We start from the raw sequence: 13015 nt of genomic DNA on the forward strand, positions 1-13015 counted from the left end.
ATGAGCCATTAATCACCCCTGGTAACCGAGCCGGACCCGCAACACGTTGTTGGCGTCGTAGACAGAAACGTTCAGCGAGTTGATCACCAGCCGACCCTGACCGGGCACGATGCCGTTGATTTCCAGCGTTCCGTCTTTGTTGAGAATCCAGCCTTGCTGGCCGGCGATGTAGTTGGTCGAGCTGATGTAGCTGCCGATCTTGGCGTTGGTGATCGTGCCGTCGGCAATGAACGCAGAGTTCATGAACACCTGGCCACCCTGAACCGCGAACGGAACCGAGATGGCGCCGCCGGCAATCGTGTTGACGATGGCGAACCGATCAGCAGCCACCAGGAACTGGCTCTGGAACACACCGTTCACGTTCTCGATGCCCAGCCCAATACCTGCTGCGACGTACTGTCCATTTGCCGTGACCGACATTTTCACCGACCACATCGTTTTCAGATTGCCGTTCACATCAGCGAAGGCTGTGGCTGTTTCCTGAATTGCTGCGGTGTTCTCGCCAACTTTCGCAGTGACCTGAGTGATTGCCTGCGCCGTGGCCTCCTTGTCCGTGGCAACCGTCTGCCGGAGGTCAGCTACGTTCGCCTGGTTCTCGCCGACAACGGCTGTCAGAGTCTCAACCGTTTGAGCGGTCGCGTGGTTCTCTGACGCCCTCACCTTCTTCTCGGATGCGATCGCCGCAGTACTGCCCCACTCTTTTATCGCGCCGTCCAGATCGCCTTGCCCGTCGTCATCACGCCATGAAGCCCGCAATGCCTCAAAGGCTGTCGCTTGCGCCGTGACCACGCCGTCGAGTTCGATAATCTCGGCGGTGTTGGTCGCCACCTGCTGAGCAAGCCCGTTCGCCGTCTGCACAGTCTGGCCAACGTCAAGCCAGTAGTTTTCGTTGGGCGGTGGGGTGTTCAGCGGCACATCGCCAGTGGCCTGGTAGATGCGTTTTCCCACCACGACAAGGTCGTACTCCTCGTAGGTTGCTTCAGGGTCGTAGCCCTTCAGCCCGTCGAGTGCATCGATCTGCGCCTGCAAACCAGGAATCTTGTCGATCTCGTCGAGGATATCCTTGCCCAACTCCGTGCGGCCGATCTCGCCGGCGATCATTTCCAGAATCGCCGCCGCGTCTGAACTCGACTGCCCTTGAACACCCATCCCGATCGGGTACCACGGCCCGATGTTGCCGATCTTGTCGACGATCCGTCCCCAGAAGTAGAACGTCACGCCAGCGCGCAGGCCGAGCATGGAAAAGTCACTCTGCGGGTAAGCCAAGTCGGTCAGCTTGGTTGCCATATCGAGCTGAGTTGTCTGGCTGTACCAGATTTCAGTCCGCTGGCTGTCCTCGGCGCCCGCCGGGAAACCCCACTTCAGATAGATCCCGAACAGCAATGGCGTAGCGTTTAAGTAGGCCAGCGCCGGCGGCAGCCCCTGCTTGCCGCTGAGGTTGGTCAGGATCGAGTTGCGCCAGATCGACGTGATGTCATACGCGCTTACGGCCCGGACGCGGGCCACGTAGGCGCCGGCGTAAATCCCGACCACGTCCACGTTGGTCATGCCGGTGCGCTGGAGCTTGATCCAGTTACCGCTGTCCTTGCGCCACTCCACGTCATAGCCGACCGCGCCATCTACGGCGGGCCAACTGATCGTCATGGTGGCCACGGCCAACCCCTGCACCACCGACGACGTTGACGCGAGGGTGACGCTGGCCGGCGCCGGAACCACGGTGATCGGAATCACGCTGATTGGCCGCTCTTCCAAGCGGGCTCCGGTGTCGATGTAGGCGAATTTGCTCGGTTCGTACTGCAGCGCACTGATTTCGAAATCGCCCTCGGTGGTGCGCTTCGTGCGCAACACGCGGTAGAGCGGGATTGCCAAATCGTTGGCATCGAGCGCCCATTGCAGTTGCGCGATCGGCGGCTCGCTGTAGTTGGTGGTGACGGTCACCGCGCGGCCGTTGACGCTTTGTACGGTGCGTCCCTCCGCGCGACCACCTGGCAAGTTGATGATCAGGCGATCACCGACCTTGGCCTGGGTGTCACGGTCGAGCGTCACCACGCGGCCAGACGCCGACGAGATCCGTCCGCCGACCTCCCGCCCCGCCAGCAGCGAATCCGCGACAGGGATGATGTGTCCCGGCAGCGGGATCACGCCCTCCATGCCGGTCTTGAACGACACGGTGCGGTCCTGATTGTTGCTGAGGATCGCCCACTTGCCCCGGCGCTGCGCCTCGGATGCCCGGGTGCAGCCAATGGCGCTCAGCTCGGTTGGCCGGTCTCCGTAGCGGCGTTGCAGGTCCAGGTCGGCGAACGGAATCACGTCGGTGTCGTAGTTGTTCGCCGGGTTGTCGTAGCTGACCAGCGCCCGGGTGTATCGGGTCTTCGCCGAGGCGCTGCCGTAGGAAAACTTGCCGTCGATGACGTTGGCACGGGTGAAGACGTAGTCGAAATCCTGCGCGCGCGGCATGTCGGCCTGCATCACCAGCTGGCCCTGAGCCCAGTAGGTCATGCCACGGTAAATCGCCGAGATGTCGCGCAGCAGCGACCAGGCGTCGGCCTTGCCCTGCAGGTTCATGTCGCAGAGGAAGCGCGGTTCATGACCGCCCAACCCGTTCGGCACCAGCTGGTCGCAATACTGGGCAATCCGGTACAGCTCCCACTTGTCGACCATGAACGGCTTGATGCGCTTGCCCAGGCCGAACATTTCGTTGGTGCAGATGCCGTAGGTGATCCACGCCGGGTTATTGGTCCAGGCCGATTTCATCGAACCATCCCACGTCCCGGTATAGGTGCGCAGGATCGGGTCATAGTTGCTCGGCACCATCCAGCGCCGGGCATTGCACTCCACGGTCACGGCCGGGATGTTGGTGAATTGCTCAGCGTCGAACTCGATGTAGAGCAGCGCGGTGTTCGGGTAGCGCAGCTTCGCGTCGATGATCTCGGTGATGCCGGCGATCAGCATGGTGTCAGCGATCTTGTTGCTGTTCTGGTTCGGCGTCAGGCGCCGCACCCGGATCTGCCAGCCAGTGGTGGCCGGCGGCAGGTCAATGCGACGCGAACGCTCATAACGGGTGGTGGTTTTACCGTCCGCCGCGTCTGGATACACCTGTTGATAGGCGCCACCGTCAGTGGCCAGGTCGATGGCGTAATCGATGCGGTATCCGCCGACGTTGCCTTCATCGTCCACTCGTTGCAGCGCTGGCCATGCGAAGCGCATGCGTACGGCCGAAAGCTGAGTATTGGTGATCGAGCGCACCCACGGTGCATCGCTGCGCAACTCAACGTTCAGTGACGTCTCGTTCTCCACAGCCGGAATGCCCGGGATGTAGGTCTGATCCACAGAACCCGGGCGCCAGTCCCATTTCACGTTCGGGAAGTTGTAATTGCCGCTGGCATCGCGGATCGGTGTGTTGTCCAGGTAGATGTCGTAATCGGTTGGGACGCCATCAAACTCACCTTCGCCCACAGCGATCAGGATTTTCGCCAAGTTGGTCGAGCGCAGGCTGTCGCTGGCTTCAACTGGCGATTTCGGCTTGCTGCTGCCGCCCTTCTCGCCGTAGACCTCAATCTGTTCCGCTGCGCCCATGCTTTCCTCCAGGCATAAAAAAACCGCCTCACGGGCGGTTGGTGTGCTGCTGTCCTGCTTACGTTTTGTCTTCGGCGTAGATCGACGCCGAGATGATCATTCCACCCCACCGACGCCGACCGATGCAGATCGGCACCGGGTTGCCGCTGGCCGTGGTGTTCTTGGCGCTACCGAAGGCGTACGAGGGAGCGTTTTCGGGGGAAGCGCTTTGCTTCAGGCCTGAGGCTTGGGGGCTGAGCATTTGGATGACGCCGCCGGCTACCAGACCAGCGCCCAATTGCACGGCCCATGGCTGCCCAAAGTACGAGCCCGCCACGACCAGAACGGCCCCAATAATTGTTTGAAGAAGGCCTGCCCGCTTGCTGCCAGAAATGACCGGGACGATGCGAATTTCTTGGGTTCCGCCGAGGCCGAAATCTTTTTCAGCTACGTTTTTCCGATTCCTGAAAATCGCGAAACGCATCCCCTTTCGCTCAAGGTCTTTGATCGCCGCCTCAAATCCTTCCAGGGTGCACTTGAGCGCCTTGAAGGCCTCGCCCACGGATCTGCTGCCGAGCTCACGATAGTGAACACGGCCGAACAACTTGATAAGTGGGCCAGATAGAAGAATCGTGGTCATGGCTGGGTTATTGCTGAGCGTGGCTACCAAGTCTTTTTCTCCGGATATAAAAAAACCGCCCGAAGGCGGCTTCTGTCATTGCATGGTGGGTGATAAGTCCATGCTCATCGCTGAGTCTATGGATATCCTGAACTTCTTAGTGATTCCGGCATTTATGTTCGTTTCCCTTTCTTTCAGGCCGCTCCCGCAGGATGACGCAGATAAAATGTGCTCACCTGGAGCAATGCGGAATTTCGCGGTCTCGCCTGAGGCTATTTCTGCTGCCCGGCGACCGTCGATGCTCACGGTCGTATTGCAGCCGCTACCAACAAAGCCCGTATCCCTGGTGACAACGAGTATCGAATCACCACGCACAGGGGTTTGAAAAGCAAACAATCTTGACGATGGAACCGGGTCGGCTTCACTGGACGGAACTGGAGACGTCGAACAGCCCGCCAGCAAAGCTGAGACAGACAAGGCCGCAATTACCAATACTTGAATTCTCATAGTGGCGTTTTTTCTCATTTGCTCACTGCAGAAGGCACTAGCGAAGAAACGATATCGTCGTAAATCAGAAAAAGCCCATCGCTCTTTTTCAATCCTGGCATGTAAGACGCACGCTTAGTGGATTTGACAATCACTTTGTCGCCGTCATTAGGCCAAGAGGGATAAACAGAGTCCGTATCTGGTTTTCCGAAGACTGATATAAGATATTTTTTCCCAGCCTCGTAGGAGCCGCTCTCGCCCTTGCTAAGTATCGCTTGGTAAAAAACATCTTCGAAGAAACACAGCCGAGCATCTTGAAAGCGCCCGTTGCCTAGTGAGTCCCCCCCATCACTGACCTGATAACAAATATCGGAACCGTTGACACGTAACTGTGTAAGCCCCGGCTTATCGCCTTTGTACTCTTGGCCGAGATCAAAACCATGGACTGTTAAATTAGGTGATCGGTCGACGGCAACAGGTAGCCCGCCAGTTTGAAACTTGTATTGCCTCGGCCCGACATTTTTGATGTCGATTTCCACATACATAGTGCTCGCAAGCTTTAAAGACCCAACAAATGCTGTTGATTTTTGGGGAATCAGCCTTGACTTGTCCGCAGGGGTAAATCTCATCTTCTCAACCGCGCCGCTGCCTAGTTTTACATTAATCTCGCAGTAAGCACTGTCTTTTACGGGGCAGTTATCAGGCACGCCGCCATCCAGAAATATCACCGCGCCGGGGCGCCCGTCCGCATTATCAATAACTGAAATCTCGACGCTGGGCCCCTTCCCATCGATAGGCTTTGCGACTTGAGTGAAGACCGCGGTGGTTTTTTCTCGCATTTCATCTGTGACTGATGATTGCTGCCATTCAGCGCTGGCATAAGCGGGAAAAAAAAGAGAAATACTCAACAAAATCACATTTTTCATACTGCGCCGACTCCATGGTAAGGAGTCGAGGGTAGCATTGGCCTGTCCGCCCATCCAGCGTGGATAGAAAGCCAGTAGCCGAACCCAAAGCCGACATAGTAGCGTTGTGCCGCCGAACTACCGCACAGGAGGCTGGTATGGCATTCGTTACGGAAGAAACCAAGAACTATGTCGTGACCACTGATAAGCCGGAGAATGAACATTGGACACACATCTACGGGATCGGACAAAAGGTGCCAGTTTCTGGCATTTATCGTTGCTACCACTGCGGTGATGAAATCACCTCAAACGCGGGTGACCCGTTTCCACCTCAAAACAAAAATCAGCACCAATGTAAGGGTAAGCCCGTGCAATGGGAGTTGATCGTTAGAACTCAAACCAAAGCCTGAACCAGCAACTCTGGACTTCACCCAGTCCTTTGCCTGCAAGCCCAAGGACTGGGATTGCGCCAATTTCGGCGCGGATAACGCAAGGATGGAAAATCCCACATGCAAACAATCGAACAGCGGGTCAGTGAACTTGAGCTGGCACTCAAGACAGCCATAGTTTTCAACCTGAATGCCGCCTCAGTTCTGGGCCGGCGCATCTCTGCTGGCAATCCTGCGATCGCCGAGGCAATTGCCGACGACCTGCGTAGGTTGAAAGCCGAGAAGTGCGATGGCATCGACAACGACCTGCACAAGAGCTACATCGACAACCTTATTCTGGCTGTGACAAAGGGCGCTTGAATCCCGCCGCGTAATAAACGCCGCTGCGCGCGCTGCGCTTCATGCTTACGCGCCAGTGGTTCATGGCAGGCACGTTGCTGTCACGCTTTGCACCGTTCGCTGCTTCAGTCGATCGCTTCATAACTCCCTCCTACGGCTCAGCCGCATCAGTTGGTTGCAGTGCATCTTTGTGCCTGAGAATCAGGCGTGTGCGGTCTAGCCACGGCCCGCCGAAAACGATGACCTCAGACGGCCTGCCGTACAGGTGGTGCAGCAGGAACGGGCCAGGGCCGAACGTAGCGGCATCCTCGCCGGGTAACGCCGGATCGGCGCCGAGGAAGATCCCAGCATGGTTTGGGTAAACCGTCCGCCCCACTTCCATCACGATCATGTCACCGCGTTGCGGTTGGTCGACCCGGTAGAAACCGGCGGCCTCGTAGTTCGCCTCGTACAGACTGGTGTTGTCCTTGCTCTCCCACCAGCCGTCGGCGCGCTTGAAGGCTTCGAACTCCAGTCCCCACTCGCGCCTGTACCAGTCGGCACAGACTTGCCAGCAGTCCCAGGCACCGTGTACGAATGGGCGCTTGAGCAGCGGAACCTCGCCGGACGGCATGACCGTCCTCAAATCCCCTTCAGGCCAGCTGATGATGTGCCACGGCATGGCCGTCGCCTCGCACATGGCCAGGTCGCGCGGTGACGGGCGGCTGGTGGCGTCCGGATGCGAGTGCACCACACCAATTACCTCGCCGAGGTCTTCGGCCTGGGCGTATTCCTCTGGGTCGATACGGAATTCCTCGTTCGGCTCGGTCGAGACGTTGCGACACGGGTAATACTGCTGTTTGCGTCCCACCGCCAGCAGCAGGCCGCAGCACTCTTTCGGGTACTCGGCTGCCGCGTGGGCCTGGATCGCGTTCAAAATATGTTTGTGCATGTCAGCTCCTTGCGATCAGCGAAACGGCCGGAAAGCCACCGAACGGCAGCGGGTTGCCCTCGCCGAATCGTGGGATGCATCCCTTGCCGAGTGTGGCGTCGCATTCGTCCAGTTCGGGGTTATCGGTGACGACGCCGTCCTTCGTGACGTATGAGCCCGTGTATCCACAGTTCGGCCCCCGGTAGCCTCCGGTGAGGCACCAATGACACAGCGTCGTAGCCTGTCGGCCGATGGACTCGTTGCCGACGTCGCCCGGGCTGGCAAGCTCCCAACTGACCGTTTCCCCGTCCTCGTTCGTCTTCTGGTCGATGTACCAGACCTCGATAGTTTCTTGGGTCGGATCCGCCGTTGGGTTGCCGTCCGGGAAGTTCGCCGCGTCCAGGTACGTGCCTAGGGTGTGACGCATCGTCAGTTTGAACTCGAGCAGATCCTCGAACGCCAAGCACAGCGCCGTGATGCGCCCGTTGACGTTGCCCACCGATAGCGTGGGCCGCACGGCCGTGCCGTCGCCATTCGCCTCGATGCCGTCCATCTGCATCGGCCAGGCGCTGTACTCGTTGCCTTGCCAGTAAATCGCCTTCGCGGGCAGCTGGTCCGCGTCGTCGCCGGCGGCGATCAACTCGGCGGCCGTGTGCGGGATCGCATGCCCGTGGAAGCGCAGCACGTCCGCGCCGTATTCCGTGCCGTCCAATTCAAAGAGCAGCACTTCACTGCCAGGCTCAAGCACCTGGATGTCACTGATCAGCGGCATGATTGCCCCTTATGGTTGGAATGCCCGCTCGAACGTGGCGGTGAGTTTGAAGACGCCGCCACCCACCGGAGTTGGAGCGGGATTTTTGCAGGTGAACAGACCGAGCTCACCGAGCGGTGTTGTCCAGAGAAACGCCCTTGCACCGGCGTGCCGGTCGAGGAACGTCATGATCTCCAACACTTTGGCCTTTTGACCTACGCAGGTAACCGGGTAGGAGTCCTCCTTGTTGTTCGGGCCGTCGCCGACGTTCTGCGCGTAGCCATTGCCGAACTTCGAGGTGCGCACCCGATAATTGATATCAGGCGTTTCCCCGCGCTCGGTTGGCCAGGTGAATTTCTCAATGGCCATCAGGCCCTCCCATTTGTCAGGCGCCAGATCGAACCGCCCGGCTGCAACGCTCTGGCGATCGCGGTTTCCGCTTCGGTTTTTGCTGCCTGCTGGATGCTCTTGCCGAGCTGGTTGGTTGTCTCTTGTGAAACACCCGCTCCGTCGCTCCCAGACGTCTGCACCGAGACCGCCACCGGAAAGTTGTACGTAATGCCGCCACCGCTGGACATTGCGGCCAGCGCAGGCCCGCCGCCGGCAGTCAGAGGCGTGACGCTACCGCCGTTGGCACCGGTCATCAGGAATGACCGCCCGCCCTCGTTATAGAGCTCCGGCCCCAGTTCGTTGACTTCGTACAGAGAGTTCGGCGCAACAGGTCCGCCAGCCGCCCGGTATCCAGAAAAATCGATACCGGCATAGCCAGCCTGCGAAGCACCGAGATCGGACGACACGGCACCGGCAGATCCGGCGGCCAATCCGTTCCCGCCGCCACCACCGAAATACGAACCCGCCGCGGATGCGGCAATACCGAATAGAGCGCTGAGCCCTTGCGAGGTGGCCTGCCGAGTGGCGATCTTCGCCATGTCCGCCAACACCGATTTGGTGAAGTCAGAAAACGAGAATTTACCGTTGATGGCGAAACTGGCTACAGCGTCCTCTGCTGAACTGAACGCATTGGTGAGGAGGCTTTTCGTCTGCCCCGCGGCGTTCTGCGCAGACTCCAGATAGTTCTGCCACGCCGACGAAGCTCCGGCACTCCAGTCGCTCTGGGCTGCCGTCATCTCGTCGTAGTTGGCTTGAACCGTGTCGTGCAGGTCCTGCTGGGTTGCCTTAAGTGCTGCCAGCTTCTGCGTGTACTCATCGAGGCTCATACCGCGTGAGCCATCGCCGTACTGATTCGCCAGTTCGAGCTTCTGCTGGTTGAAGCGATCATCGATGCCGTTCTGCTGACTCATTAGATCGCGCTGACGATCACCCAGACCAATGCCTGCTGCTGCCCGCTGGCCTTGCTCGCGTAGCGTGGTGACTTGCTGCTGCAGTGCACTGGTGTAGGTATTGACCGCCAGGGCCTGCTTCTTCAGCCGTCCTTCTTCGTTTTTCGCCAGTACGCTCAGTTCGGTGTCTGCATCCTGCTGAACTTTGACCATGGCGGCCCGTGCATCGGCGATTTTCTGGTCAAGCTGAATACGCTGCGCCGCCGATGTGCCTGCCTTGCTCTTCGCTGCTTCCAGTGCGGCGATCTCAGCCTCATACGCAGCAGTAACTTCGTCGCGCTCGTTGCCGATCATAGCCTCTCGTGCTTGCAGATAATCTGCCTGCGAGATCAGCCCTGCCTTCTGCGATGCCTCCAAATCCTTTTGAGCATTTTTGTACTCGGCGAGCACGGTACTGAGCGCATTTTTCGAGTCATTGAAACCAGATAGATCGACGCTGCCTGCCGCTGTCTTGGGATCCTTTTTCTGCTCGTCGATTGCCTTTCGCAGCTTGTCGTAGGCACCACCGGAAAACTTATTCCCGTCAAACTGAACACCATCCAGCAGCGCCGACTTCTGGCCAGTTTTATCGGCGTTCTCATAAAGTGTCTTGAACTGATCGTTGAGCTTCTTGTAGGCATCCTTACGCTTTGCAAGCGGGTTCAGGTTGTCCATCTGCTTGTCCAGCTCTTTCTGGACAGCGATCAATTCCTTGTTCGCCCGGGTCTCCTCACCAGTAGCGGCAGCGTTGCTTTCGCTTGCTGACAGGCGCGCCTTCAGCCCGGCAAGCCTGGCTTCCAACGCCGGAGTTGAGTCGTCATTCTCCCCCTCAGCAAGCCCCAGCGAGGAGTTCAGCCAACTAAGCCCGTTAGATAGAGCGCCGGCAACACCGCCACCCTTACGGGTGTCCAGCACGCGCTGGGTGATTTCAATCTGCTTTGCCAGATCTGGGAAAATCTCTGACCGGACTTCAGCGTAGGCGCCCTTGATGGCCACCTTGACCCGATCCCAATCGCGTTCGATATCGGACAGGGATTCGCGGTAATTCTTCAGGCGTTCCTGGGCCGACCGATTGAGATCTTCACTGAGGACATCCAGCGCTCGCTGATGGTCGCCCTGATCATCAATCGCCTTGATGGTCTGGTACTGCTCGTAGGTGAGCAGCCCATACTGGTCGCTGATCTTCTCTGCGGCTTCTGTGGCAGTGTCTCCGGCGTTCGCGAGCGACTTGGCAATGTCTCCAGCGCCCTTCCCTGTCACTTCACCAATTGCTGCGGCGGCCTGAGCCAGGTTCTGCATTTGGACGCCGCTGGTGGCTGCGCCGGATGCCAGTGCAATCACTGCCTCGCGGGCGCCTGCAAAGTTCTCAGTGATCGCCCCAGCGGTTTCAGCCATAACCTTGAGGCTGGCAATGCTCTGCCCGGCATCGTTCGATCCGCCGTTGATGGCGACATTGAACTCGCGGGCCTGCTTCTGTGCGTCGAAGTAGGCATAGCCCAGCGCGCCGAGGACGCCAGCCAGCAAACCGGCCGGAATCAGTGCTGCGGCCAGGCTCTTGGCAGAAGCTCCCGCGCCGGCGCCCAACTGAGCGACAGCTCGCGCACCACTCCCCCAATCCCCAGACTGCAGGGCATTGGTCAGCTGCATCACATTTTCTTGAGCCTGGCGGGTGCCGAGCTTCAGCTTGTCGAATGCAGTTTCTGTCGCGGTCAGGCCGTCACGGTCTTTGCCGATCTTCGCCAGCGCCTCACCGTAGCGAGCCGCGTCGATCTGACCGGCCTTGTACAGATCGTTAAGCGCCTTCTCCTGCGCCTCCAGCTTTGCCAGCTTCGCAGTGACCGGGTCGATGCCGTTGACCGTGCGCTTCAATGCTTCAATCTGACGGTTTTCAGCGTCGATCAGCCGCTGTTTCTGTGCCACCTCCTTGGCTTCGGCTTTCTCGATCTTGTCGTAGGCCTTGGCAAGCCGGTCCTGATAAGCCTCCTGCTGCTCAATGGTCACAAGACCGCCCTTGCGAGCACGCTCCAGCAAGCCTTCGGCCTGGATCAGTTGCTCCATGCTACCGATGTTGCCGGACATCGCCTTGTCGAGCTGGCTGATGATCGCAATTTCGCTGGTCGCGCTGGCACCTGACTTGCGTCTAGCATCGGCCTGGCGCTGCGTGGCTCCAGTCGACTTGTCGATCTCCTGGGCGACTTCCTTCTCGGCCTGAACAATCTTCTTGCCAGTGTCAGCCAGCTCGGAACCGGTCTTGCCGAGACCATCAATCGCTTTCTCAGCATCAACGGCAGAGTCGACCAGCTTGTCGAGATCGTCAGCGGCTTTGACTGCTTCTGACGACTCAACCTTGATCCCCATGGAAGCGAAGGTGGTGCTCATTTACTGTCCCTCTGTTCCGCCATCACCCGCAGGGCTTCGGCTTCCATGACGCGGATGTCTGGAAAGACGCCGGCGACCTCCGACCGGGTAAGCCCGAGGAAGCCTGCGACATGGCGAATTGACGTGTAATCGAGTCCGGTAGCGCCGCACGCGCCTGTACGCCACTGGGTGCCCATGGCCTCGAAGACCTTGAAGGCCTGCCAGACATCAGGCCAGACCTCACAGAGTTCATCGGGTATGTCACGAAGAGAAAGGCCGAAGGCCGCCAGCGATTCGGCTGACGGCCCCGGCTCGTACAGCTTGCGGGAGACGCTTAGGAGTTTCCCAGGCGTGCGTTGCTGAAGGCATCGGAATAAGCGGCCAGCACTGCGCCCGGAGTGGCGGCGATGGACTTGACCAGGATGCGCAGGTTTTCGTCGGTGAACTCTTCGGCGATATCCCAGCCGGCGATGATCGCCTTCAACTGCTCGACCTGCAGATCAATCAGCAAAGCCGTGAACTGCTCAATGCCGGCCTCTTCTGCTTTTTCTTTGAGGGCTTTGTGACGCTCACCCCACTCTGCGTAGAGGCCAGCCAGTTCGGTGCGGTCGCGATATTTGAACTCGAACTCGACGCTCACCGGATCGCCACCGACCGTTGGCAGCATGACGACGTGATTGAAGGTTGGATTCCGGGCGAGTGTGAACTTTGCCATGTGCCTTCCTTACGCCGAGGCGCTGTAACGGGTTGGGCGACCGGTCAGCGCGATGCTGATAACGCGAGTCATCAGGTTGTTGCGCGACATTGTCGGGGTCGAAGTGATGGAGACGTAGCCGTTGTAGATGATGCGGCTACCGCCCGGCAGGTTCAGGCGCAGAACGCGGGCCTGCTTGTCGTCGTCAGCCTCCTCGCAAACACCGACATAGGGCTGCGACGGATCGTCGGCGACCGTAATGGTAAGAGTGATCGGGTTCTTGGTGGTCGGCATCTGGCGGTCATCATCGTCAGCCAGGAAGCCGAACGTCAGAAACTGCTGGTCGCCGCCGCTCGACCCGAGCTCGGTGATTTTCGAGATTTCGGTGAAGGTGGTCACCTCGCGCGCGGTACCGACGCCCGAACCGGCTGGATACTGCTGAATGTTCGTGGTGTTCACACCATCGAGCGCAAAGGTGCCACTGGCAATCTCGCCGACTTGCACGGCGCGGCCGTCCAGGCGGGTCCAGCCGGAGCTGAGAGCAATGATGTCGCCCTCGGCCAGGCCGTGCGCTACGGCGGTGGCCACTGCCGGGTTGGCATTGGTCAGGGCGGTGAATGGGATTGCAGTGCCATAGGCGGAAGCAATTTCGAACGTTGCGCCGTTGGGCATTTGAATGCCGGCCATGGG

Annotated in this window: 13 protein-coding genes; 3 read left to right on the forward strand and 10 right to left on the reverse strand. The window is 59.1% G+C overall.

All coding sequences use genetic code 11. The features are described from left to right. Positions 1–12 precede the first annotated feature (12 nt). Together CAG02_RS03050 and CAG02_RS03055 are read right to left on the reverse strand one after the other, a co-directional pair. Positions 13–3576, reverse strand: coding sequence for a host specificity protein J (locus tag CAG02_RS03050; protein ID WP_085708265.1), 3564 nt, complete (start codon positions 3574–3576; stop codon positions 13–15). 58 nt (positions 3577–3634) lie between these two features. Then, the gene (locus tag CAG02_RS03055; protein WP_085708733.1) at positions 3635–4195 is read right to left on the reverse strand and encodes a tail assembly protein; all 561 of its coding nucleotides are present in this window, start codon (positions 4193–4195) and stop codon (positions 3635–3637) included. Here CAG02_RS03055 and CAG02_RS29765 point away from each other — a divergent pair. Further along, complete coding sequence (locus tag CAG02_RS29765) at positions 4194–4559, forward strand: hypothetical protein (protein ID WP_170931557.1); 366 nt, start codon at positions 4194–4196, stop codon at positions 4557–4559. The genes CAG02_RS03055 and CAG02_RS29765 overlap by 2 nt on opposite strands. A 136-nt stretch (positions 4560–4695) precedes the next feature. Here the strand turns inward: CAG02_RS29765 and CAG02_RS03065 are convergent, their stop codons facing one another. Further along, positions 4696–5586 carry a hypothetical protein gene (locus CAG02_RS03065; protein ID WP_085708267.1) on the reverse strand — a complete coding sequence of 297 codons (891 nt, stop codon included), beginning with the start codon at positions 5584–5586 and terminating at the stop codon, positions 4696–4698. A 137-nt stretch (positions 5587–5723) separates the two neighbouring features. On the opposite strand from CAG02_RS03065, the gene CAG02_RS03070 reads away from it, so the two are divergent. Both CAG02_RS03070 and CAG02_RS03075 read left to right on the forward strand, forming a co-directional pair. Continuing rightward, positions 5724–5975 carry a hypothetical protein gene (locus CAG02_RS03070; protein WP_085708268.1) on the forward strand — a complete coding sequence of 84 codons (252 nt, stop codon included), beginning with the start codon at positions 5724–5726 and terminating at the stop codon, positions 5973–5975. A gap of 99 nt (positions 5976–6074) precedes the next feature. After that, positions 6075–6314 (forward strand): hypothetical protein, encoded by a 240-nt coding sequence (locus tag CAG02_RS03075; RefSeq protein WP_085708269.1) that lies wholly within the window; start codon positions 6075–6077, stop codon positions 6312–6314. 130 nt (positions 6315–6444) lie between these two features. On the opposite strand, the gene CAG02_RS03080 is transcribed toward CAG02_RS03075, so the two are convergent. The 7 genes from CAG02_RS03080 to CAG02_RS03110 are packed head-to-tail and all read right to left on the reverse strand — an operon-like array spanning position 6445 to position 13012. Beyond that, a complete protein-coding gene (locus tag CAG02_RS03080; RefSeq protein WP_085708270.1) occupies positions 6445–7224 on the reverse strand; it encodes a C40 family peptidase in 780 nt (259 codons plus the stop codon). Position 7225: 1 nt separating this feature from the next. After that, the gene (locus tag CAG02_RS03085) at positions 7226–7975 is read right to left on the reverse strand and encodes a phage minor tail protein L (protein WP_085708271.1); all 750 of its coding nucleotides are present in this window, start codon (positions 7973–7975) and stop codon (positions 7226–7228) included. 9 nt (positions 7976–7984) lie between these two features. Further along, the gene (locus tag CAG02_RS03090; RefSeq protein WP_085708272.1) at positions 7985–8323 is read right to left on the reverse strand and encodes a phage tail protein; all 339 of its coding nucleotides are present in this window, start codon (positions 8321–8323) and stop codon (positions 7985–7987) included. After that, on the reverse strand, positions 8323–11652 hold the full coding sequence (locus tag CAG02_RS03095; protein ID WP_085708273.1) for a phage tail tape measure protein: 3330 nt from the start codon (positions 11650–11652) through the stop codon (positions 8323–8325). Before CAG02_RS03095 ends, CAG02_RS03090 begins: the two co-directional genes overlap by 1 nt. Next, a complete protein-coding gene (locus CAG02_RS03100; RefSeq protein ID WP_085708274.1) occupies positions 11649–11951 on the reverse strand; it encodes a DUF1799 domain-containing protein in 303 nt (100 codons plus the stop codon). The genes CAG02_RS03095 and CAG02_RS03100 overlap by 4 nt, the downstream gene beginning before the upstream one ends. Before the next feature lie 14 nt (positions 11952–11965). Then, positions 11966–12346, reverse strand: a complete 381-nt coding sequence (locus tag CAG02_RS03105; protein WP_085708275.1) for a phage tail assembly chaperone — start codon at positions 12344–12346, stop codon at positions 11966–11968. A gap of 9 nt (positions 12347–12355) precedes the next feature. Beyond that, on the reverse strand, positions 12356–13012 hold the full coding sequence (locus CAG02_RS03110) for a phage tail protein (protein WP_085708276.1): 657 nt from the start codon (positions 13010–13012) through the stop codon (positions 12356–12358). Positions 13013–13015 lie beyond the last annotated feature (3 nt).

Source organism: Pseudomonas sp. R43(2017) (assembly GCF_002112345.1).
GTDB lineage: Bacteria > Pseudomonadota > Gammaproteobacteria > Pseudomonadales > Pseudomonadaceae > Aquipseudomonas > Aquipseudomonas kribbensis.